The sequence below is a fragment of the Bradyrhizobium sp. USDA 4502 genome (assembly GCF_054063355.1).
Genome location: NZ_JBSSGF010000001.1, coordinates 1988501 through 2009701 on the forward strand (window position 1 = coordinate 1988501; position 21201 = coordinate 2009701).

Annotated in this window: 22 protein-coding genes; 17 read left to right on the forward strand and 5 right to left on the reverse strand. The window is 64.0% G+C overall.

The genetic code is table 11. The annotated features are described in order from the left end of the window. Positions 1-31 precede the first annotated feature (31 nt). Complete coding sequence (locus ACVW1B_RS08735) at positions 32-1324, forward strand: c-type cytochrome (protein WP_253609276.1); 1293 nt, start codon at positions 32-34, stop codon at positions 1322-1324. A 64-nt stretch (positions 1325-1388) separates the two neighbouring features. Here the strand turns inward: ACVW1B_RS08735 and ACVW1B_RS08740 are convergent, their stop codons facing one another. Continuing rightward, positions 1389-1682, reverse strand: a complete 294-nt coding sequence (locus ACVW1B_RS08740) for a hypothetical protein (RefSeq protein WP_253609275.1) — start codon at positions 1680-1682, stop codon at positions 1389-1391. A gap of 4 nt (positions 1683-1686) precedes the next feature. Continuing rightward, positions 1687-3657 carry a 4Fe-4S binding protein gene (locus ACVW1B_RS08745; RefSeq protein ID WP_253609274.1) on the reverse strand — a complete coding sequence of 657 codons (1971 nt, stop codon included), beginning with the start codon at positions 3655-3657 and terminating at the stop codon, positions 1687-1689. Between the two features lie 152 nt (positions 3658-3809). On the opposite strand from ACVW1B_RS08745, the gene ACVW1B_RS08750 reads away from it, so the two are divergent. The 10 genes from ACVW1B_RS08750 to ACVW1B_RS08795 all read left to right on the forward strand — a co-directional run bounded on the left by ACVW1B_RS08750 (position 3810) and on the right by ACVW1B_RS08795 (position 12978). Continuing rightward, positions 3810-4565 carry a biotin/lipoate--protein ligase family protein gene (locus ACVW1B_RS08750; RefSeq protein ID WP_253609273.1) on the forward strand — a complete coding sequence of 252 codons (756 nt, stop codon included), beginning with the start codon at positions 3810-3812 and terminating at the stop codon, positions 4563-4565. Then, entirely contained in the window at positions 4562-5101 is a 540-nt protein-coding gene (locus ACVW1B_RS08755; protein ID WP_253609272.1) for a DUF6505 family protein, read from the forward strand. Before ACVW1B_RS08750 ends, ACVW1B_RS08755 begins: the two co-directional genes overlap by 4 nt. Continuing rightward, positions 5098-6105 (forward strand): DUF6352 family protein, encoded by a 1008-nt coding sequence (locus ACVW1B_RS08760; protein ID WP_253609271.1) that lies wholly within the window; start codon positions 5098-5100, stop codon positions 6103-6105. Before ACVW1B_RS08755 ends, ACVW1B_RS08760 begins: the two co-directional genes overlap by 4 nt. Continuing rightward, positions 6102-6617, forward strand: a complete 516-nt coding sequence (locus ACVW1B_RS08765) for a DUF3305 domain-containing protein (RefSeq protein ID WP_253609270.1) — start codon at positions 6102-6104, stop codon at positions 6615-6617. Before ACVW1B_RS08760 ends, ACVW1B_RS08765 begins: the two co-directional genes overlap by 4 nt. After that, entirely contained in the window at positions 6614-7231 is a 618-nt protein-coding gene (locus ACVW1B_RS08770) for a DUF3306 domain-containing protein (RefSeq protein ID WP_253609269.1), read from the forward strand. Before ACVW1B_RS08765 ends, ACVW1B_RS08770 begins: the two co-directional genes overlap by 4 nt. 130 nt (positions 7232-7361) lie before the next feature. Next, positions 7362-8141, forward strand: coding sequence for a Cro/CI family transcriptional regulator (locus ACVW1B_RS08775; RefSeq protein WP_253609268.1), 780 nt, complete (start codon positions 7362-7364; stop codon positions 8139-8141). 29 nt (positions 8142-8170) lie between these two features. Continuing rightward, a complete protein-coding gene (locus ACVW1B_RS08780) occupies positions 8171-8389 on the forward strand; it encodes a twin-arginine translocation signal domain-containing protein (RefSeq protein WP_028334130.1) in 219 nt (72 codons plus the stop codon). A gap of 2 nt (positions 8390-8391) precedes the next feature. Beyond that, positions 8392-11334, forward strand: coding sequence for a formate dehydrogenase subunit alpha (locus tag ACVW1B_RS08785; RefSeq protein WP_253609267.1), 2943 nt, complete (start codon positions 8392-8394; stop codon positions 11332-11334). A gap of 13 nt (positions 11335-11347) precedes the next feature. Beyond that, the gene (gene fdh3B, locus ACVW1B_RS08790; protein WP_011088224.1) at positions 11348-11944 is read left to right on the forward strand and encodes a formate dehydrogenase FDH3 subunit beta; all 597 of its coding nucleotides are present in this window, start codon (positions 11348-11350) and stop codon (positions 11942-11944) included. Positions 11945-11985: 41 nt separating this feature from the next. After that, a complete protein-coding gene (locus ACVW1B_RS08795) occupies positions 11986-12978 on the forward strand; it encodes a formate dehydrogenase subunit gamma (protein ID WP_253609266.1) in 993 nt (330 codons plus the stop codon). 30 nt (positions 12979-13008) lie between these two features. Here the strand turns inward: ACVW1B_RS08795 and ACVW1B_RS08800 are convergent, their stop codons facing one another. Beyond that, complete coding sequence (locus ACVW1B_RS08800) at positions 13009-13131, reverse strand: hypothetical protein (RefSeq protein ID WP_256520575.1); 123 nt, start codon at positions 13129-13131, stop codon at positions 13009-13011. A 698-nt stretch (positions 13132-13829) separates the two neighbouring features. On the opposite strand from ACVW1B_RS08800, the gene ACVW1B_RS08805 reads away from it, so the two are divergent. Both ACVW1B_RS08805 and ACVW1B_RS08810 read left to right on the forward strand, forming a co-directional pair. After that, positions 13830-14483, forward strand: a complete 654-nt coding sequence (locus tag ACVW1B_RS08805; RefSeq protein ID WP_253609265.1) for an ATP-dependent Clp protease proteolytic subunit — start codon at positions 13830-13832, stop codon at positions 14481-14483. 442 nt (positions 14484-14925) lie between these two features. Continuing rightward, complete coding sequence (locus ACVW1B_RS08810) at positions 14926-15243, forward strand: hypothetical protein (RefSeq protein WP_028334134.1); 318 nt, start codon at positions 14926-14928, stop codon at positions 15241-15243. Between the two features lie 36 nt (positions 15244-15279). Here the strand turns inward: ACVW1B_RS08810 and ACVW1B_RS08815 are convergent, their stop codons facing one another. Beyond that, positions 15280-15480: a hypothetical protein gene (locus tag ACVW1B_RS08815; RefSeq protein WP_456821528.1), complete on the reverse strand. Its 201-nt coding sequence runs from the start codon at positions 15478-15480 to the stop codon at positions 15280-15282. A 580-nt stretch (positions 15481-16060) separates the two neighbouring features. Here ACVW1B_RS08815 and ACVW1B_RS08820 point away from each other — a divergent pair. Together ACVW1B_RS08820 and ACVW1B_RS08825 are read left to right on the forward strand one after the other, a co-directional pair. After that, positions 16061-17140, forward strand: a complete 1080-nt coding sequence (locus ACVW1B_RS08820) for an AI-2E family transporter (protein WP_253609263.1) — start codon at positions 16061-16063, stop codon at positions 17138-17140. Further along, positions 17140-17577, forward strand: a complete 438-nt coding sequence (locus tag ACVW1B_RS08825; RefSeq protein ID WP_038374727.1) for a potassium channel family protein — start codon at positions 17140-17142, stop codon at positions 17575-17577. The genes ACVW1B_RS08820 and ACVW1B_RS08825 overlap by 1 nt, the downstream gene beginning before the upstream one ends. 6 nt (positions 17578-17583) lie before the next feature. On the opposite strand, the gene ACVW1B_RS08830 is transcribed toward ACVW1B_RS08825, so the two are convergent. Further along, the gene (locus ACVW1B_RS08830) at positions 17584-18252 is read right to left on the reverse strand and encodes a helix-turn-helix domain-containing protein (protein ID WP_456780922.1); all 669 of its coding nucleotides are present in this window, start codon (positions 18250-18252) and stop codon (positions 17584-17586) included. Positions 18253-18918: 666 nt separating this feature from the next. Between ACVW1B_RS08830 and ACVW1B_RS08835 the strand changes: the two genes are divergently transcribed. Next, positions 18919-20349 (forward strand): sensor histidine kinase, encoded by a 1431-nt coding sequence (locus tag ACVW1B_RS08835; protein ID WP_456821529.1) that lies wholly within the window; start codon positions 18919-18921, stop codon positions 20347-20349. 117 nt (positions 20350-20466) lie between these two features. After that, positions 20467-21099, forward strand: a complete 633-nt coding sequence (locus ACVW1B_RS08840) for a response regulator transcription factor (RefSeq protein ID WP_456823015.1) — start codon at positions 20467-20469, stop codon at positions 21097-21099. The last annotated feature ends 102 nt before the right edge of the window (positions 21100-21201 follow it).

Genomic DNA, 21201 nt, shown 5'->3' on the forward strand with positions numbered 1-21201 from the left:
CGGGGCTTCGCTGCGAGTGTCTCCGACGGCCATGGATTTGATTTTGCGCCTCGCCACGTTCCTTGTGACGGCATCGTTGCTTCTTGCGCTGCAACCCGCGCAAGCGCAATTGGCCGGACACGGCGGACCTGTCCGCGCGATCGCCGTTTTAGGCGACGGCAGGACGGTTCTGTCGGGCAGCTTCGACACTGCGGCGATCCGATGGTCGCTGGCAACCGAGTCGGCGGAGCAGGTGCTTCGTTTCCATTCGGGTGCGGTGAATGCGGTCGCCTTCCTCGGCGATGGAAGAATGGCAACGGCGGGTGCGGATGGCCGGATTGCGATCTGGACGTCGGGCCGGCCGCAGCCGGACCGGGTTTTCGCGGACCATACGGGACCCATCGTCGGGCTCGCCGTTTCGCCCGATGCATCCAAGCTCGCATCCGCCTCGTGGGACCATACCGTGCGGCTCTCGTCGTTGTCCGACGGGGGCTCGCGCGTGCTGCAAGGTCACTCGCAAAACGTGAATGGCGTGGCCTTTGCCCCCGACGGACAGTCGCTGGTGAGCGTGGGCTACGATCTGACGGTGCGGATCTGGCGCCTGCCGGACGGCAGCGCCGAGGTCGTCACGGTGCCGTTGCCGCTGAATGCCGTGGCCATCTCGCCTGACGGCGAAATCGTCACCGGCGCAGCGGACGGCAAGCTGCGCATGATGACGGCCGACGGCAAGGCAAGCGGCGAGGTCATCGCCGGCGCCACGCCGATCGTCGCCTTGGCGGTCTCGCATGACGGCGCCTTGATCGCCGCGGCGGCAATTGACGGCACGGTGGCGATCGTCGATCGCAAGGCGCGCAGCGTGCTGCGCACGTTCGCCGGGCTGGGCGGGCCGGTTTGGTCGGTTGCATTCCTGCCCGATGGCGTGACGCTCCTGACCGGCGGCGCCGACGGCAAGATCAGGCGCTGGAATGCACTGACCGGCGCGGCGATCGGATCGAACGTGGTGGGCACGCCGGGGGACCCGCTCGCCGCCTATGCCGACGACCACGGTGCCGAAGTCTTCAGGGCCTGCGTCGCCTGTCACACATTGTCGGAGACGGAGGTGCAGCGTGCCGGTCCGACCCTTGCCGGACTGTTCGGTCGGAAGATCGCCTCGCTGCCGGGCTATCGCTTCTCCGACGCACTCAAGACGATGGACATCGTCTGGACGCCGGACACCGTCTCAAAATTGTTCGAGATCGGGCCGAACGCCTATACGCCCGGCACGAAGATGCCGGAGCAGCAGATCGGCTCGGCCGAAGATCGCCGCGCGCTCACAGACTTCCTGGCGCGTGCGACGTCGAAATAGCCCGCGTTGGTGCTAGCCGCCTTGCGCATACTCAAGCGAAGGCGTCAAGCCGCGATATGAGACTTTAATACCCCGGCCATTGCTCCACCGGAATTTTCGTCAGCTCCGGGTTCTCCTTGAGCATGCGGGCGATACTAATGCTGGGATGTTCCTTGAGCGCCGCCACGACGCACTGGTTGACGTATTTGCGGCGGGACAGCCACTTGATCTTCTTGCCCTTCGCCTCGGCCTTGCAGGCGACCACCGCCTGCTTGAGTGCAACCTTTTCGGCTTTGGTAAGAGCGGCGGCCTCGACGGCTGTGCCGCCAAGGGCGGTGGTGACAAGGCACGTCGACAGAACCTTCATGAATCGAGGCATGCGGCTAGTCCTTGTTCTCGCGTTGACGCAGGTAGTCATCCGTCGTTCGTGGCGGCGCGCGTTCCGGCACGTCCTGGATCGGATCGAACTGCTGTTCGCTCATGACGATGACCCGGCAATCGGCGCACATCCGCAAGGCCTCGGTCCGGCGGTCCCCGGCAGGGTACATCCAATGCCGTCCCTCGAGTTTGGTCGCGATCCGATCGATCGTGCTCTTGACGCCGAACGGCGTGCCACAGCGAATACACAGGGCAGGTTCTTCTTCCTTGATCACCCGCGCCGGCGCGCGTCTTGCCCGGAAATCGATCTGCGGGGCGAGCCTGATGACTTTTTCAGGACAGGTGCTCTGACACAAACCGCACTGCACGCAGGCGTCCTCCACGAATTTGAGGACAGGGCGGTCGGGATCGGCGCGGAGCGCGCCGGTTGGGCAGGCCGAAACACAGGACAGGCACAGCGTGCAACCGGCGACGTCGACGGTGATCGCACCGATAGGTGCACCCTCAGGCAAGGCGATCACGTCAACCGGCTTGGGGGCGAGGCGATGCAGTTCGCTCAAGCCGAAGCGAAGCAGATCGCCGCGTTTGCCGACCGTCAGGAAAGTCGCGGGATTTTCGAGGCCGGCGAGGGGGCCAATCCCCGTCAGTTGCTCGGCCAGAGTGTCGGGATCGTCGGTTTCGATCGTGCTCACGCGGCGGCCGTCAAATCCGAGTCCGGCGAGAATGGTCTCGGCCATCCGGATCGTCAGCAACGATCCGGTCACGTCGTGTCGTGGCTTGGCGCGCAGCAGGAGCCGCACGGCAGCCGCGCCATAGGCGAAGGCGCCGATGATGGCTTCCAGGCCGACCTGCGTCAGCTCGTTGACGGCGAGGGGAAGCACATTGGCCGGCAATCCGTCGCCATGGCGGGCGAGCGCATCGATCAGCGGCGTGCCGTGCTGGCTGTCATGCAGCAGCAGGACCGGATGTGTGCCGCCGGCCTCGCGATAGGCGCGCAACATGGCGCGGAGGATCTGCAACTGGGTATCGGCGGGTGGCAGCGCGTAGGATGCCGCTCCGGTGGGGCAGGCGGCCGCACATTGCCCGCAGCCTGCGCACACCTCCGCGTTGACTGCGACATGGTCGCCGTCCGGCGTGATCGCGCCGGTCGGGCACAAATCGAGGCAGCGATGGCATCCGATCAGCTTCGAGCGGGAATGCGCGCAGAGGCTGGGTGTGAAGTCGACATATCTCGGCTTGTCGAAGCTTCCGACGAGATCGCGGGCGGCGAGCACCGCACGCAGCATGGCCGCGGGATCTCTCGGATCCGCGCGGAGATAGCCGTCTCGCAGATCGTGTGCGGGAAACAGAGGCGGCTCGCCGGAGAGGTCGAGCACGAGATCGCAGCGCGAGATCGCGCCGTTGCGCGGGGCTTCGAACTCGAAGCGGGCGCGTGAGGACGGGCGTGGCTGCGCGTAGTCGTCGATCGCGAGCTCGAAGCCGCCAAAGTGCCCCCGCGCATTGCGGATCGTGCCCTGCACGATCGGGAACACGGCCGCGGCAGGCGGCACGACGTCCGCCGGCTTCCTGAGCATGACCGTGACGTCGAGATGGTCCGCCAGCAGCCGGCCAGCCTCGATCGCGGTCTCGTCGCGCCCATAGATCAGGATGATGCCATCGCTCGACAATGTGACCAGCGGATAGTCCGGCGCGGGAACCGCCGCCGCTGCAAGCAGCGCCGCCATCTTCGGGCCCGCCTTCGCGCCGTCGCGCGACCAGCCCGCCGTCTCGCGGATGTTGACGAAGCTGATCGGGCCGGCGCGTTCGCCCATCTCATTGGTGAACTGGCCGGCCTGCTGCGTGCAGGCGACGGTCAGCGGGCCGTCGGCTTTCGCGGCGTTGCGGAAATCTTCGAGCTCGGCGCCGCAGAGATGACGATGGCTCCTGATCTCGCAGTTGGGACATCCACGCAGGATCGCGGCCACGTCAAGGCGCATCGTGTCTTCACACGAGCAGATCAGGACGGTCTTCGCTGGCTGCTCCAGGTCGATCCCTCCGCGGGTGCGGCGCCGTCTTGCGGACTCGCGCCATTCCTTCACCTCGTATAGATATTCACTATCGGAAGGAAAAGGAAAGTGGAGGACGGCCCTTGCGGTCGACCCCGACCAGCCGCGTCTCCGTGACGGAAGCGATCCATCTGCCGCCGCCATTCACGCTCGTCCGGTTGCGTGAGAGCGGAGACGCCTTTGCTCACGCTTGCCGCATTGCACCCAAAAGCGGTGCCGGCACGCTGGTGTATGTCGGGCGGTTCGATCTTGCCGAATTCGCCGTGGTGCTCGAGCCGGGCGAGCCCTTGGCCACCGCACGGCGCGCCTTCTATGCCGGCATGGTCGCGCTCACCGACGCCCTGCGCGCCTATGCGCCGCCGCACAAGACGGTCGCGATCGGCTGGCCCGACACCGTCGCGATTGACGGTGGGCTGGTGGGCGGCGGACGGCTGGGATGGCCGACGTCCGCGCGCGAGGACGAGCCGCCTGCCTGGCTGGTGTTCGGCGCCATGATCCGGACGGTTGCAATGGCCGATCAGGGACCAGGCGTCCATCCGCTCGCGTCCGCGCTGGATGAGGAGGGGTTTGGCGAAGCAGGAGCCGTGCAGGTGACCGAGAGCTTTGCGCGGCACCTGATGCGGGCGATCGATAGCTGGCAGACCGATGGCTTTGGCAGCCTCGCGCGCGACTATCTCAGCCGGATCCCCCGCGAGCGGCGAACCGTGCTGCGGATCGATGACGGCGGCGATCTCCTCACGCGCCGCGTCGGCGCCGACAGGATCGAACGCAGCGTACTCGTCAAGGCGCTCGGAACGCCGTCCTGGTTCGATCCGAAGCTCGGAGGGCCGCGGCTGTGAAACTGCTCCGCAGCATCGCGCTCGATCCCTCCGACACCTTCGTATTCGATGTGGCGGCCGAGCCGGGCGAATGGGCCGTCTCCGGTGCCTTCCGCTTCTGCGATCAGGATCCGACGAAGCTGACCGGCAAGGCCCGCGTCGCGTTCCGCAGTGGCTTCCTCGGCGTGCAGTCCTGGGGCTGGTCGACGCTGGTGCAGATTGTGCCTGCGACCGAGAACGATTGCAGCGCGCTGATCGACCGCCTCGCCAGGCAATTGATCGATCGTTTCGGAGCGCCGAATCTGGCGACCGCGCGGACGGCGGCGGAAGAGGAGGTCGCCTTCGCGCAGTCGCTCTGCAACCATCCGGTCAGCTCGCTCATTGCCGTTCACCGTTCGGTGAGCGACGGCGAAGTCCGGGAGTCGTTCCGCAGGCTGCAGCTGCGTCAGGGTCAGGGACACGGCAAGGCGTTCTCGTTCATGGAAGTCGAAGACGATGTCGAGCCTGACGGTGATCTCAAGCTTGCCGATATGAGTGGGGAGTCGCGGCACCGATGAATGATTTCTGGATCGCGTGCGGCCACCATCTGCTCGATCGCGACGAGAGCGGGGGGCTTTGCGTCACCGACGAGTTCCTGAAGGCCTATTTTGCTCGTCCGGAGCTGGTTCCGCCGGACGAAGCATGCCCGGTCGAGCGGCGGCTGCACCGCGCGCTGCTCGCGGCTCCCCGCAGGCCGGTCGGCGCGGAAGAGATTGACGCGATCGTCGATGCGGATGCTCGGGAGAACTGGCGGCTCGTGCTTGCCTTCCGCGATCTCCTCCTGCGGCATCCGACGCTGGAGCAGGCCTATCTTGCAACCGTCCGGTCCGGGACGAACGACTTGCCGCCGCTGTTCGTCAATCAGCTCGTCCACGTGATCCTGCGCAATGCGCTCGACGGCTGCGATGATCCGTTCGTGCTGCGCGCAGCCGAGCTGTTCTTCCGCCCGCAGCGCATCCTGCCGCAGGAGCAGGCCCTGCTGCTCGGCGATGAAGAGGTCGTCGGGGGACAGACTCCGACCCCGGTGCTCTCGCTGATGTCGATGCTGGGGGCGGTGACCGATGCCGAGCTCGACGTCTTGCGCGAGGACAATGCCGGCGATTACTGGCGCCGGAGCGACCAGTTCGACATGGCATTCGACCTCACCGCAGGCGGCCGCGGGCCGGCGGCGCTGGCGCAGGCGATGGTGCGCTGGATCTCCCATCTGCTCGGGATCGACGTCAGCATTGAGCCGCTGCGCGAGCTGCGTGATGCACGTCTCACCTGGTATGTCGGGCTCGACGCCGACGCGACCAGACTCGGCGACCGTCTCTGGCATGGCGAGCAGCTCGACGACCGCAGCGCAGGACGCGTGCTTTCATTGTTCCGTCTGATGTTTGCGGACACGAACGCGGCCGCAGACGAGATGCGGGGCGAGCCGGTTTATCTCATTCTGTCGATGAACGCCGATCAGAAGCTGCGGATGAAGCCGCAGAATTTGCTGACGGGGCTGCCGGTCAAACATCTGGAGATGGCGACATGAGTCCGGCCGCGCTGCCGCTTGTGCGCGTCCCCGTCGGCGTCGTGGTCGAGCGGCATCAGGCGGACTCGCCGTGGACCGATTTCGTCTGGCGCGCGGTTGCCGTGCTGCCTGACGAGCCGGACACCAAACCCTGGACGGTGCTTCGCGAAGAGAACGGGACGACGCTGTTCTATGCCGGCAGCGCCATGGTCGATCTCTATGGTTCCGAGACGGCGCGCTATCGCGACAATCTCGTCTCGGGCAGTCCGGCCATCTGGACCGTCTTGTCGCCGGCCGAAGGCGCCTGGCCCTACTCGGTGGCTGCCGCGACCGCCGATCCTTCGGAGGGCGAGGCGTTCACGGAGGCCGGTGCGAATCTGGTCGAGGCCGTCCCCATGCCCGAGATGCTGCGTGAGCAGATTGAAAGCTTCGTGGCCGAGCACCACGTCGAACGTGAGTTCTTCAAGCGCAAGCGACGGCAGGCCGATCCCGAGGCGCTCGCGCGCCGGCAGCATGAAGGCGGACACGAATGAGTGAGGACAAGTTCCTGACGCGCTGGTCCCGCCGCAAGCAGGAGGCAAAGGCGAACGCCACGCCACCGGACCCGGCCATGCGCGACGACATGCAGTCGCCGCCGCCAGCAGTCAAAGACGACGACGCGGAGTTCGATCTTTCGAGCCTGCCTTCGATTGACTCGATTACCTCGGCGACCGACATCACGGCGTTCCTGCGCAAGGGAATCCCGCAGGAGCTGACGCGTGCGGCGCTTCGTCGCGCCTGGAGCGCCGATCCCGTCATCCGCGACTTTGTCGGGCTTGCCGAGAACGCCTGGGACTTCAACGACCCGACCGCGATGCCGGGCTTTGGCCCGCTGGATTGCTCCGAGGCTGAGCTCACCGCGCTCATCGACAGGATCGTCGGCGGCCTCGGCAAGCCGGCCGAGGCGCCGCCTGAGCGTTCGGTTGAAGTCGCGGATTCTTCGCAGGAATTGCGCGAGGTCGAGTTGCCGGGCATCGCCGCCGAAGAAGCCGCGACCACGGGATCCGCGCCTGATCCTGCTGCAACGCAACGAACGGTCGCGGAAAGCTCCGACGGCGAACAGGTGCCGGTTGAGCGCCGCACGCACGGCAGTGCGCTGCCCCGCTAGGGACCGCGACGAAAGGCCATAGCCTCAGACTATAGCGAGCCGATTGACCCTCCGTTGGGCCGGGACTAGGCTTCGCTAGCGCTTTGTAAGAAAAGCAAAATCAGCACCCGGGACTTGGATGGAGGTCCACGTGCGCGATGCTGGCCTTGAGCGAGCCATTGACGCCGCCGGCGGCGTTGCAGAGCTTGCGCGCAAAATCGGCATCAGCCAGCCCTCTGTTTCGAACTGGAACAAGGTGCCCGCGCAACGGGTGATCGCCGTCGAAGCCGCCACAGGCATCTCGCGCGATCATTTGCGGCCTGATCTGTACAGCGAGCCGCTTCGTGCCGAAGCGCCGATCGATTTTGTCGATGTCGCGCGTGCGCAGGAATATCTGCTGCTCGCGACGCTGTTGTCCGCCGCACCATCGAAGAAACTGCTCGATCAACTGGCTGCGTTGACCGCCGATGCCACGCCGCTTGGGCGCGCGCATGCCGCGCTGGCCGAATCCGCCGCCAATGCGGTCGCGGCGAAGGTCGAACGCGAATATTTCGATCTGTTCACAGGTCTCGGCCGCGGCGAACTCTTGCCCTACGCCTCCTACTATCTGACCGGCTTTCTCAACGAGCGGCCGCTGTCGAGGCTGCGCGCCGACCTCGCTGCGTCCGGGATCGAGCGCATCGCGAACAATTCCGAGCCGGAAGATCACGCGGCTATCCTGTGCGAGATCATGGCAGGTTTCGCGGGAGGGCGTTTCCCGGCGCCGTTCGACACGCAGCGTGCCTTCTTCGGCAAACACGTCGCGCCCTGGATGGGGCGGCTGTTCGTCGACATCGAGCGCGCGGAGAGCGCCGTCTTCTATCGTGCGGTCGGTGCGCTTGGTCGCGCCTTTATCGAGATCGAGACAGAAGCATTCACGTTCGCGAACTGACCTGCATCCGCGGGTCCAGGAGAGATGCGATGAGTGAAGACAGGACTACCACAGTCGGGCGCCGCGATTTCCTGCGCAAGGTCGGCGTCGGCACGGTGGGCGCCGGCGCGACACTGGCAACGCCTCTGGTCGGCTCTGCGCAAGCCGACAGCGAAACCAACGATGAGAAGCGCAAGGCGCGCTACAAGGAAACCGATCACGTCAAGGCGTTCTACCGCGTCAATCGTTATCCGGCCAAGGGAGGTTGACCGTGCTGATCAAGCGAACAAACCAGCGTTCCCTGCGCCAAGGCTCCGCCGCCAGCTCCCTTGCAGATCAGGCCGGTGGCCTCGACCGCCGCAGCTTCCTGCGCAAATCCGGTCTTGCCGGCGGCGCGCTCGCCGCATTCGGCACCTTGCCGCTCGGCAGCGTGCGCAAGGCGGAAGCCGCGGCGGCCGGTCCGCTCACGGCGGGCGCGACCGTCCGCAAGAGCATCTGCACGCACTGTTCGGTTGGATGCACGGTGACGGCCGAGGTCTTGAACGGGGTATGGATCGGCCAGGAGCCGAGCTGGGATTCGCCGATCAATCGCGGCTCGCATTGCGCCAAGGGCGCTTCCGTGCGTGAGCTCGTGCACAGCGAGCGGCGGCTGCGCTATCCGATGAAGCTGGTGGGCGGGCAGTGGACCCGCGTCTCCTGGGACACCGCGATCAATGAGATCGGCGACAAGATTCAGGCGGTACGTGAGAAGTCGGGTCCCGATTCCGTCTATTGGCTCGGCTCGGCCAAGATGACCAACGAAGGCGCCTACCTGTTCCGCAAGCTCGGTGCGTTCTGGGGCACCAACAATACCGATCACCAGGCCCGCATCTGCCATTCAACCACCGTCACCGGCGTCGCCAACACCTGGGGCTACGGCGCGATGACCAACAGCTACAATGACATCCGCAATGCGAAGACGCAGGTCATCCTGGGCGGCAATCCGGCCGAGGCGCATCCCGTCTCGCTGCAGCATCTGCTCGAGGGCAAGGAGCTGCAAAGGGCCAACTTCATCGTCATCGACCCGCGCCTGACGCGCACCGCCGCGCACGCGACCGAATATGTGCGGATGCGGCCGGGTACCGACATTCCGGTGCTCTACGGCATGATGTGGCACATCCTGCAGAACGGCTGGGAGGACAAGGAGTTCATCCGGCAGCGCGTCTACGGTTTCGACGACCTCAAGAAGGAGGTCGAGAAATGGCCTCCTGAGGAAGTCGAGCGCGTCACCGGCATTCCCGGCGAGCAGCTCAAGCGCGTCGCCAAGATGTTCGCCACCGAGAAGCCGGCAACGTTGATCTGGGCCATGGGCCAGACGCAGAAGACCGTCGGCACCGCCAATGTGCGGGCGAGCTGCATCGCGCTGCTGATGACCGGCAATGTCGGCAAGGCCGGCGCCGGCGCCAACATCTTCCGAGGCCACGACAACGTGCAGGGCGCGACCGATGTCGGGCTCGATATCGTCACGCTGCCGTTCTACTACGGCCTTGCCGAAGGCGCCTGGAAGCACTGGTCGCGGGTCTGGGAGGTCGACTATGACTTCCTGAAGGCGCGGTTCGATTCCAAGCAGATCATGGAAACCCCCGGCATTCCGCTGACCCGCTGGTTCGAGGCGGTGACGTTGCCGAAGGAGCAGGTTGCGCAGAAGGACAACGTGAAGGCGGTGTTCGTGCAGGGACACGCCTCCAACAGCATCACCCGTATCCCTGAATCCCTCAACGGCCTGAAGGCGCTCGAGCTGCTCGTCATCGCCGATCCGCATCCGACGACCTGGGCCTCGCTCGCGGTCGAGGCGGGACGCACCGAAGGCGTCTACATTCTCCCGGTCGCCACCCAGTTCGAGTGCAAGGGGTCGCGCGTCGCTTCCAACCGCTCGCTGCAATGGGGCGAGCAGATTGTGAAGCCGATCTTCGAGTCGAAGGACGATCTCGAAATCATCTATCTGATGGCGAAGAAGCTCGGCTTCGCCGATCAGATGTTCAAGAAGATCAAGGTCGAGAACAACCTGCCTGAGGCCGAGGACGTGCTGCGCGAGATGAACCGCGGCAGCTGGTCGACCGGCTATTGCGGACAATCGCCCGAGCGCCTCAAGGCGCACATGAAGAACCAGGCGAAGTTCGACATGCTGACGATGCGGGCGCCGAAGGACGATCCCGAGGTTGGCGGCGACTATTACGGCCTGCCTTGGCCGTGCTGGGGATCACCCGAGGTCAGGCACCCCGGCACGCCACTGCTCTACAACACCAATCTGCACGTGATGGACGGCGGCGGCACGTTCCGGCCGCGGTTCGGCGTCGAGCGCGAGGAGAAGCTGCCGGACGGCACGACGCGGAAGGTAAGCCTGCTCGCGGACGGCTCGTATTCGTTGGGGTCGGGAATCCAGGATGGCTATCCGGAATTCACGCTGGCGAGCCTGAAGAAGCTCGGCTGGGACACCGAGCTCACCGAAGCGGAAATGGCCGTGATCAACAAGATCAATCCGGCCAATCCGGACACGGTGTCGTGGTCGCTCGATCTGTCGGGCGGCATTCAGCGCGTCGCGCTTGCGCACGGCTGCGTACCCTACGGCAACGGCAAGGCACGCATGAATGCCTTCGGCTTGCCCGATCCGATCCCGGTTCACCGCGAGCCGATCTATACGCCACGTGTCGATCTCGTCGCCAAGTACCCGACGCTGCCCGACGCCAAGCAGTTCCGGATGCCCAATATCGGATTCTCCGTGCAGAAGGCCGCGGTGGAGAAGGGCATTGCAAAGCAGTTTCCGCTCATCCTCTCGTCCGGCCGTCTGGTCGAATATGAGGGCGGCGGCGAGGAGACGCGCACAAACCCGTGGCTCGCCGAGTTGCAGCAGGACATGTTCATCGAGATCAATCCCGCCGATGCCGCCGATCGCGGTGTCAAGGACGGTGGCTGGGTCTGGGTCACCGGCGCCGAGAACAATTCCAGGGCAAGGATGAAGGCGCTCGTTACCGAGCGGGTCGGCAAGGGCGTTGCATGGATGCCCTTCCATTTCGGCGGCTGGCTTGCGGGCAAGGATCTTCGCGGCAACTACCCGAAGGGCACCGATCCGATCGTGCTCGGCGAAAGCGCGAACACGATCACCACCTACGGATACGATCCCGCGACGGGCATGCAGGAGCCCAAGGTCACTCTCTGCCAGATCGCGGCGGCATAAGGGAGCAACGACGATGGCACGTATGAAGTTTCTCTGCGACGCCGACCGTTGCATCGAGTGCAACGCCTGCGTCACGGCCTGCAAGAACGAGCACGAGGTGCCTTGGGGCATCAACCGCCGCCGGGTCGTCACCATCGCCGACGGCAAGCCGGGCGAACGCTCGGTCTCGATGGCCTGCATGCACTGTACGGACGCGCCCTGTGCGGCGGTGTGCCCGGTGAATTGTTTCTATACCACCGCCGACGGCGTGGTTCTGCACTCCAAGGATCTCTGCATCGGCTGCGGCTACTGCTTCTACGCCTGTCCGTTCGGCGCGCCGCAATATCCGAAGGTCGGCAATTTCGGCTCGCGCGGAAAAATGGACAAATGCACCTATTGTGCCGGCGGTCCCGAGGCCGATGGCAGCAAGGAAGAGTACGAGAAATACGGCGCGAACCGGCTTGCCGAAGGCAAGCTGCCGCTGTGCGCGGAGATGTGCTCGACCAAGTCGCTGCTCGCCGGCGACGGCGAGATCATTGCCCAGATCTATAAAGAGCGCGTGCTGAAGCGCGGCTACGGCTCAGGCGCATGGGGCTGGAAGACCGCCTATCGCGAGACGATCGAGTCCTGACGACGACCTGGCGCGGGTCGCGTCGATATCGGGAGGACCTTATGGCGTGTTTTGCACGATGTGTTCGGCTCGTCATTGGCGTGGCTGGACTCCTGCTGCTCGTCTCCGCGGCTTCCCCGTCCGTAGCCCAGCAGGTCAACCCGACCGCAAGCGCGGTCAAGGAGCAACAGCTCCTGCAGGAACTGAACCGGGTGCAGGGACGCGTCAGCATACCCGACCAGCGCTCGGGCGTTCTCGAACAGCCGGCCGGCCGTGAATGGCGCGAGTTCCGGAACGTGACGCTGCGCTGGATCGGCGGCATCGCCATTCTTGGCATGCTCGCGGCGCTGGTCATCTTCTATCTCAGCCGCGGGATGGTACGGCTGCAGAGCGGTCGTTCCGGCCGGACCATCGTGCGCTTTTCCGCATTCGAGCGCTTCGTGCACTGGATGACGGCGACTTGCTTCATCATTCTGGCGATCTCGGGGTTGAACGTCACTTTTGGACGTCCATTGCTGCTGCCGTTGATCGGCCACGAAGCGTTTTCCGAATGGTCGCAATGGGCGAAATATGTTCACAACTATCTCAGCTTCCCGTTCACCATCGGCGTCGTGCTGATCTTCCTGATGTGGATCGCCGGCAATATCCCGAACAAGGCGGATGTCGACTGGATCAAGCGCGGCGGCGGCATCGTCGGGCACGATCATCCGCCGGCCTATCGTTTCAACGCCGGCCAGAAGGCGATCTACTGGATCGTGGTCATCGGCGGAGGTCTGGTGGCGGCGACGGGATATGTGCTGATGTTCCCGTTCTACCTGTCAGGCATCGAAGGGATGCAGCTTGCGCAGATCGTCCACTCCATCGTCGCGATGCTTTTCACGGCAGTGATGCTGGCGCACATCTATATCGGCACGATCGGCATGGAAGGCGCGTTCGAGGCGATGGGAAGCGGCACCGTCGATGTCAATTGGGCCAGGGAGCACCACAGCCTCTGGCTGGAAGAGGAGAATGCGCGCGATGCTCGACCCCAGCCCTCCGTCACCGCGGCGGAGTAGGGGGGCGCGCAGCCGTTGAACGCGAACTTGCTACAGCCGTACGCCCGTCGTTGCAAAGGCCTGTGCGACCGGTTCTTGCACCCGGTTTAGCGCCAGGGCCCCGAATGCCGACACGACGACGGCGGCCACGCAGGCGAGCAAGAAGACTTTCATTGTCGTTCTCCCAAATCGATCGGGATGCAGTGGGAGTTTACACAAGATGACGCGTCGCGGACAGCGTTGTCCGGCGCGTGTGGGCGGCCATCGCTCAAGCCATGGGGCGCAAGCGGCGGCTTTCGGGACGCTGCACCATCGAGACGCCGCATCCCGCGTTAGGTTGCCTTGGCGACCAGCAGTTCGCGTGGAGCGTGGATTGATCGCGCATGTCGAGCCGGATGGGATTCCTCAAGCGGTCCAGTCCCCTCAAGGATCGGGGGAAAAAGAAATAAATGAAATGAATGACTTAAGGTGGAGATTGTCGGTGACCCCGATGCTGGATTGGACTGGCTGATCGTAGGGTCGCGGTAGATGATGTTCGCTCTCGGCACGGGGCGTGCGCTTGAGGGCCAGCGTCGCTCTCTAGACGTCAAAATGGCGCTCCCGCCTGCGCGCTTGCCGAATTGGGTTTGATTCAGATCAACCCACGATGCGCGTCGATGCTCTGTTTATCGTGCGAGGTCCCGGGTCCAATGGGGAGCGCCGTGGCAGCCTGGAAGCACGCTTTGAGGGTCCTCCGCGCGACATTTATCGACGGCGACGCAAACGGCCGGTGCGCCACGCATGGGTTGCGGCCACCCCGAAGCGATGTCGCAGCGGGTCAACTTCATTCTCGAGCGCCTGCAATTCGCTCGATGCGGATTGCAGGATGCGTTTTGAGCATCGCGGTCGTGCTGACCTCGACGAACTGTCTCGCGATGGAGTTCTCCCGTGTCCAGGGGTGCTTTGGAGATGTCTTGAAGCTCAGTGGAGATATCAGGGATGGGGACTTTGTCCGCTTTCGCGGATATCTGGCGACTGAGCGCCGGGTCGTTGGCCTCGATCTCGATTCCCGAGGTGGGTCCCTCTACGAAGGCTTCCGAATCGCCATGCTCGCGCACCAGAGGCAAATCGCCAGTTACGTTTCCGGAGAATGCGACTCGGCATGCGCTTTTATTTTCCTGGCGAGCAGGAAGCGTTATGTGGCGCCAAATGCCAAGATCGGCGTCCATTCGGTTTCCAATTTACACGGCAACGAGGACAGTCGAACGATTCGTGACACGATCAAGCTTGCGAGGTTGTCGGCCAAGCTCCGTATTCCTCCGTCGGCCATCGGCAGGATGGTCATGACTCCGCCGGGAAAGATCTCCTATTTGAACAAGGAGGAGCTCGCTTCGCTGAAGGTCATGGAGCGGAATCCATTTGATCGCACCGCTCGCGCGACGACCGTGGAATCAAGGAGTAGCTCCATGTGCGGCGCGGCGCCCTCGAAGAGCGCGTCGGAGGAGGAGCGGCCGATGCGGAACGCCGCCGGCTCGAAGGGCAGCTAGGGCGCGCTGGTTGAGCGGGCCTTGGCGCCGAACCGGCTCGTATAGCCCAATTGGGTCAGTTAAGCCGTCGCACGTGACCCTGACTGCTTGGCACAAGCTGCACTGGCCTCTCCATTCCACCGCGATCTACAATCGCAGCCATGGGGTATACCAGCGACAGATTTCGGCGAGTGCGTGGCGCAAGCCAGCCGGCTGGCGCTCGCAATTGGCTGCGTCGCTGGCTTGAAGCGGCCGACGGCGATATTGCCTTCAAGGTCGTGGTCGTGACGGCCGGGATGCTGTCGACCGCGGCGATCGCCTTTGGATTGCTATCGTCCTGAGCGCGCCTCTTGTTGGCCGTGCGTGATGCTGGAATCGTCGTTCTGAGGTGCTCCGCCCGCGAAGCTCTGACAATATGAGCTATCGTCTTCGGCACGACACGGATCATTCCCGGCGGCAATGAATGCACTTCGAATTAGCTGAAAAATCGAGCGGACGTCGAGACCGTCTGGCGGCCAGGTTGGGCGTCGGGGCCTGCGCCGCGACCTTCTTGTTTTGCTGCGCGCAACAGACGGCCGCGCTGCCGCTGACGCCTTTCCGCTATGAAGCCCAGGCTCAGCGGCATTGCCCCGGCGATAGCGTGGTCTGGCTCGATTTTCGGCGCGGACGCTACTACCTCAAAGGGCAAAGCCGCTATGCCAGGGGCTTCGATGGCGGTTTCGTGTGCAGGAATGAAGCGCGCGAGAGCGGCTATCGGCGTTCGCTGCTCGGCCTTCGGTGACATCACCGAAGGCCGGCCTGTCACGTAAAGCCGGCACTACCATCCGTCATAGTAGCGTGGCCGAGCGTAATAGCCGTAGCCTCCGCCCGGCGGGCAATAGTCGTAGCCATAGCCGCCGCCATAGCCGTATCCACCGCCATAGTAGGGATACGCGCCATAGTAGGCCGAGCTCGCGATGGCTCCGCCAACGATCGCACCGGCGGGCCGCAGCGCCCCAGCCTCGATAGCCCCATCCACGATAGCCTCCCCAGCCGCCGTAGCCGCGCCAACCGCGATAGCCCCAGCCGCCGCCGCGCCAGCCGCCCCAGCCGCCCCAGCGCACCTGAAGGGCGGTGTTGCTCTCGACCATGCCCTTCATGGCCGCGACATTGGTCGGCAACGGGGCCGCCTGGCTCGCGCCAATGCCGACCATGCTCGCAAGCAGGATCAAGGCCGGCAGGGTCTTGGTGTTCTTCATGACGTCCTCCACATCGGGGTGACACAGGCAGTCGCGACCGAAAGGCAGCCAAATCGAGAGCGGCTGTCCGATCCATGAGGACGCCGAGCCTGTCAGCCGCGGCCGGCCCGAAGCTTGATTTGAATCAAAGTGGCAAGAGGGCGGTGCGGACGATTGATCCTGCACCTGGGACAATTGCCGCGGATAGGCAGGCCGCCGCCTGATGGGGCGCGATCGCGCTCGTGATCTCCTGCCCCCGAACCGGGCCGCTTCTTCGGTGAAAGTCCGGACGCATCACGCTTGATCTGAATCAAGCCGTGCGCAGCAAGGCGATGGCATCGCTTCCCGGGTAGCTGCTGATGCTCGATCGAAAGCACGCTCTTGAAAACCCTTCGCCAGCTCGTGACCGGAGACGAGTTCGTCCAGCTCGCAATTCGCCTCGGATTGCTGGCGCTGTTGATCTACTGGTCGTTCGTTCTGGTCAGCCCGTTCGTGCCGATCCTGGCCTGGAGCGTGGTGCTCGCGGTCGCGCTCTATCCCGTCTTCACCTGGCTCGCAGCAATGCTCGGCGGCCATACCGGCATCGCGGCGCTCGTGCTGACCTTGATCTCTCTGGGAGTCGTCATCGGGCCGGCGACCTGGCTCGGAATCGGAGCAGTAGAGGGGGTGAGGGAGCTCGCCGAACAACTCGGCGCCGGCCACGTTGTCGTGCCGTCGCCGCCGCCCGAGATCAAGGATTGGCCGCTGATCGGCGGCCCACTCCATGAGATCTGGGATCGGGCGTCGACCAATCTGCGTGCCGTGCTGCGCGAGGTCGTGCCGCAACTGAAGCCGTTGGCCGGGACCCTGTTTGCATTTGCCAGCGATGCCGGGATCGGGATGCTGAAGTTTCTGCTGGCGGTCGTCGTGGCAGGGTTTCTGTTTCCGTATGGCTTGCAGCTTGCGGCGGCGTGCCGGAGCTTCCTGTCCCGCATCGTGCCGGAGCAGAGCGAGCACTTCCTCGACCTTGCAGGTGCGACCATCCGGGCGGTTTCCCGCGGCGTCATTGGCGTCGCCGTCCTGCAATCGCTGCTGGCCGGCATTGGCTTCAAGCTGGCGGGGATCCCGAGTGCGGGGCTGCTGGCGTTTGTCGTGATGCTGCTCGCGATCGTGCAGATCGGGGCGGCAATCGTGCTGTTTCCGGTCATCATCTGGCTATGGTCGGCCAAGGATTTCACGACCGCACTCGCCCTCACGTTCTTCTTCCTGGTCGTCGGCGTCCTCGACAATGTGCTGAAGCCGCTGGTGATGGGGCGGGGCTTGACCACGCCGGCGCTCGTCATCTTTGTCGGCGTGATCGGCGGCACGCTTGCCCACGGCATCGTGGGCCTGTTCATCGGTCCAATCATTCTCGCGGTCGCCTGGGAATTGCTCACGGCATGGATCCGGGACGACCGCGCCCGGCTGGCGGGAGAGCGATAATGCTGTTTCAGCTCCTCGTGGGATCGGCGGTGAGCGCGATCAACATCGCGATCCATTCGCTGTGGACAGTCGCGGCCATCGGGTTGCTTCGCAACGTTGCCTTGAGCGCGGCCGGCCGGGCGGGGCTACAGCTCAGCGGCGTGATGGTCGCAACCGCGCTTGCGCTGATGCTGGCTCACACGCTTGAGATCGTGGTGTGGAGCCTGGCCTATTGGGTGCTCGGCGCCGCGCCTGCCGGCAGCAATCTGCTGTATTTCGCCTTTGTGAACTACACCACGCTCGGCTATGGCGACGTCATCCCGGTCAAGCAGTGGCTGTTGATCGGACCGATGGCGGCCATGAACGGCATTCTCATGTTCGGATGGTCGACCGCGGTCTTGTTCGAAGTGTTGCAAAAGACCATCGAGCGCCAGGCGGCGCTCACGAAATCCCCTTGACGTCGGCTAGTCGTCCAGCCTGGACAGCTGGTCGCGGTCGACCAGCATGATCTCGCGCTGGTTCGAGCCAAGGAAGTTGAGCGCGCCGTAGGCGTGCAGCTTGGATAGCGCACGTGACACGGTTTCGAGCGTCAGTCCGAGATAGTCGGCAATATCACGCCGGCACATCGGCAAGGCGACGACACCGACTCCGGTCAGCCGGCGATCCATTTCGAGCAGAAACGCGGCAACCCGCTCCAATGCGGTCTTGCGGCCGAGCAGCAGCATGTGCTCCTCGGCATGCCGCAGGTTGCTGGTCGTCATGACCAGCAGGTTGCGAGCCAGGGCGAAATCGGAATCGGCCACGCGTTCGAGGCTGATCCGCCTGATCAGGTGCACGTTCGTGTCGACGATGGCTTCGGCGGTAAAGCGGTGGGTTTCGGCATTCTCGAGGCCGAAAATATCCCCGACGAGGTGAAAGGCACCGATCTGGCGGCGTCCGTCGGAAAGCAGCTTGTAGCTGCGGACCGCCCCCGAAACGACCTGGTAGACGTACTCTGCCGGCTCCTTCTCCCCGTAGATCTCGGTGCCTTTCCTGTAGTGGAATTCGCTGGTGATGCAGTTGGCGTGCCGGACGGTCAACCCACCGAGGATGCTCGGCACATTGGCGGGTCTGGCATTGACGCGAGCAAACATGGACTAACTCTCTCGGGTAACAACTGATGCAGCGTCCGCGGCGGCTCGAAATGCTTTTGTCCGCGCGCAATAACTACGACAGGGCCCGGCCGGTCTCTATTGGTCTTGAGGTCATTGTCCTAAAGGACAGGGTGCGCGAAATGCGGCAATTTGTTCGTAAATTGGTGCGCACAGTCTTAGATTACTTTTCAATTTTCTCGGCGACAACCGGGTGCTAGGTTTTGGACCCGTTGGTCTCCGGCTCCGAACGTTATGGGCAGTGCAATTCGGCTCTCTGGACTGATCATCCTGCTGGCTGCTTTGTTGGCACCGGCTGATCTCCGGGCGCAACAAACGCGCCCGCATTCCATGCTGGTGCTGGACCAGTCCGATCGACGTGGCCCCTTCTACTACCAGGTGTTCGTTGGCCTAAGGGATGCGGTGAGCGCTCACGGGCACGCGCCGACCACCGTCTACACCGAAAGCCTCGATCTCAATCGCTTCGGCGGCGAGGCCTATCAGGAGGATTTCCGGCGATTCCTCGAGGCGAAATATCGCGATCGGCCGATCGGCGTGGTGGTCACCATTGGCGCGGCTGCGCTTGAGCTTGCGCTCCGCTGGCGCCCGCAGCTCTGGCCCGACACGCCAATCGTGTTTTCGCTGGTCGAAGAGGCCGATTTCAAGCGATTGCAGCCGCCGGCCTATGTTACCGGCGGCATCGTGAACTTGAAACTCAAGGATGCCGTCACGGCTGCCCGCGCCGTGTTGCCGGGCCTCAAGACCGTCGTGCTGGTTGGCGCGGATTGGGACCGGCAAGTTCTGTTTCGCAACTGGAAAGACCAGGCAGCGGCCGGCATTCCGGGCCTCGACATCGTCGAGATCATCGGACGTCCGATGCCCGAGATCGTTGAGCGGGTCGCGGCGCTCCCCGATCATAGCGCGATCATCTACACGGGCCTCTATAGCGACGGCAAAGGCAACTATTATCCGCCGTCGGATGCCCTCGCATTTGTCGCGGCAAGAGCCAATCGTCCGATTGTCGTCGCCGCGGAGACCTTTCTCGGGGCGGGCGGCATCGGCGGATTCGTCATAGTTCCGTCGCTGATCGGTGCCGAGGCTGCGGGAAGGGCGCTGCGCATTCTGGATGGCGAGGCGCCGGAAAGCCTGCCACCGTCGGTCATCGATGCGGTGAAGCCGATCTTCAACTGGCGGCAGATGCAGCATTGGAACGTCAGCGAAGCCAGTCTGCCAAGAGGCAACGAAATTCGCTTCCGTGAGCCGTCCTTCCTGGAAAAATATCGTTGGCGGGCCGTTGCCCTGGCAGTGGCGCTGCTGGTTCAAACCGCGCTCATTGCGTTCCTGCTGCACGAGCGTCACATGCGGCGGAGTGCCGAGGTCGAAGCCCGCAGTCGCCTGTCCGAACTCGCCCATATCAATCGGCAGGCGACTGCCGGTGAGCTCTCGTCCTCGATCGCCCATGAGCTCAACCAGCCGCTGGGCTCGATCCTGACCAATGCCGAGAGCGCGGAGCTGATCCTCGCGTCGCCGACGCCCGACCTTCAGGAGGTGCGGGAAATCATTTCCGACATCAAGCGCGATGACCTGCGTGCAAGCGAGGTGATCCGCAGGATGCGCAGCCTGCTCAAGCGTGCGCCATTTGAGAAGAAGGAGATCGACCTCAACCAGACCATGCGGGAAGCATTTGATTTCCTCAAGCTGCAGGCCTCGACGCGCAACGTCGCAATCTATCTGCAGACCTCACCGCAGACCCTGCGGGTGAAGGGCGACCCGGTGCAGTTGCAGCAGGTCATTCTCAACCTCGTCGTCAACAGCATGGACGCGATGGCCAAAATGCCCTACGGGCGCACCATCATCGGCCGTACGGAAGTCAATGGGGACGCGTCGGCGGTGATTTCCATCAGCGATTCCGGGCCGGGAATTCCGCAGGACAGGCTGAACGACATCTTCGATCCGTTCTTCACCACAAAGGAGCAGGGCATGGGCATCGGCCTGTCCATCGCACGGACGATCGTTCTTGCGCATAGCGGCCAGCTCTGGGCCGAGAATCAGTCCGGAGGAGGGGCGGTATTCCACCTTTCACTGCCGCTGGCCGCGTAGCGCGTTTGGGTCTTGTTTGCCTTATTGCAAGGTTCAATTTACGACGAACGCAGCATTTTCAGATCGCCGCTGATGGTCATTCTACAGGTAGCGGCGATTTTGGCCGGTGGAGCAATAATGCACGCTTACGTGCACATAGTCGACGACGACGCCTCGTTTCGCGCAGCGCTCGAGCGCCGGCTCAAGCTCGCAGGCTATCGTGTGGCCACCTACGCATCGGCTCGGGAATTGCTCGATCAATTGCCTGACGACGAAGAGACCGGCTGTATCCTGCTGGACGTACGCATTCCCGGAATGAGTGGTCCGGAGCTGCAGGGGCGTCTCAACGAACTGGGGTCGACGCTCCCGATCGTATTCCTGACCGGACATGCCGACACGGCGACCACCGTCCAGGCGATCAAGGCAGGTGCCGAAGATTTTTTGACCAAGCCGATCGCGTCGGAACAGCTGATCGAGGCGATCAATCGCGCCCTTGCGCGGCACGAACTGGCCCGCGGCCGGCGAACCAGGCTCGATTCGCTGCGCGCGCTGCTGGCGAAGTTGACCCCGCGCGAGCGGCAGGTGTTCGATCTGATTGTGTGCGGCCGGATCAACAAGCAGATTGCCCACGAGCTTGGCACGACCGAACGCACGATCAAGGCGCATCGTCACCAGGTCATGGAGAAGATGCAGGTGCAGTCGCTTGCCGAGCTGGTTTCGATCGCGGAGCAGCTCGGCACGCGCGCATCCGGTGGCGAGGTCAAGGCTTGATCGGCCGGGCAGCTCTGCCCCTCCTGTCCCATGGTACAATATGAAAGCTCTGTGACGCGGCGTATCTCCGATCTTGGCCGCGGAGAACATTGCGCGCTGGTA

Coding starts and splice junctions, on each gene's coding strand:
- ACVW1B_RS08735 (WP_253609276.1), top strand. CDS start 32: ATGGATTTGATTTTGCGCCTCGCCACGTTCCTTGTGACGGCATCGTTG.
- ACVW1B_RS08740 (WP_253609275.1), bottom strand. CDS start 1,682: ATGCCTCGATTCATGAAGGTTCTGTCGACGTGCCTTGTCACCACCGCC.
- ACVW1B_RS08745 (WP_253609274.1), bottom strand. CDS start 3,657: ATGCGCCTTGACGTGGCCGCGATCCTGCGTGGATGTCCCAACTGCGAG.
- ACVW1B_RS08760 (WP_253609271.1), top strand. CDS start 5,098: ATGAATGATTTCTGGATCGCGTGCGGCCACCATCTGCTCGATCGCGAC.
- ACVW1B_RS08765 (WP_253609270.1), top strand. CDS start 6,102: ATGAGTCCGGCCGCGCTGCCGCTTGTGCGCGTCCCCGTCGGCGTCGTG.
- ACVW1B_RS08770 (WP_253609269.1), top strand. CDS start 6,614: ATGAGTGAGGACAAGTTCCTGACGCGCTGGTCCCGCCGCAAGCAGGAG.
- ACVW1B_RS08780 (WP_028334130.1), top strand. CDS start 8,171: ATGAGTGAAGACAGGACTACCACAGTCGGGCGCCGCGATTTCCTGCGC.
- fdh3B (WP_011088224.1), top strand. CDS start 11,348: ATGGCACGTATGAAGTTTCTCTGCGACGCCGACCGTTGCATCGAGTGC.
- ACVW1B_RS08795 (WP_253609266.1), top strand. CDS start 11,986: ATGGCGTGTTTTGCACGATGTGTTCGGCTCGTCATTGGCGTGGCTGGA.
- ACVW1B_RS08800 (WP_256520575.1), bottom strand. CDS start 13,131: ATGAAAGTCTTCTTGCTCGCCTGCGTGGCCGCCGTCGTCGTGTCGGCA.
- ACVW1B_RS08810 (WP_028334134.1), top strand. CDS start 14,926: ATGCACTTCGAATTAGCTGAAAAATCGAGCGGACGTCGAGACCGTCTG.
- ACVW1B_RS08825 (WP_038374727.1), top strand. CDS start 17,140: ATGCTGTTTCAGCTCCTCGTGGGATCGGCGGTGAGCGCGATCAACATC.
- ACVW1B_RS08830 (WP_456780922.1), bottom strand. CDS start 18,252: ATGTTTGCTCGCGTCAATGCCAGACCCGCCAATGTGCCGAGCATCCTC.
- ACVW1B_RS08840 (WP_456823015.1), top strand. CDS start 20,467: ATGCACGCTTACGTGCACATAGTCGACGACGACGCCTCGTTTCGCGCA.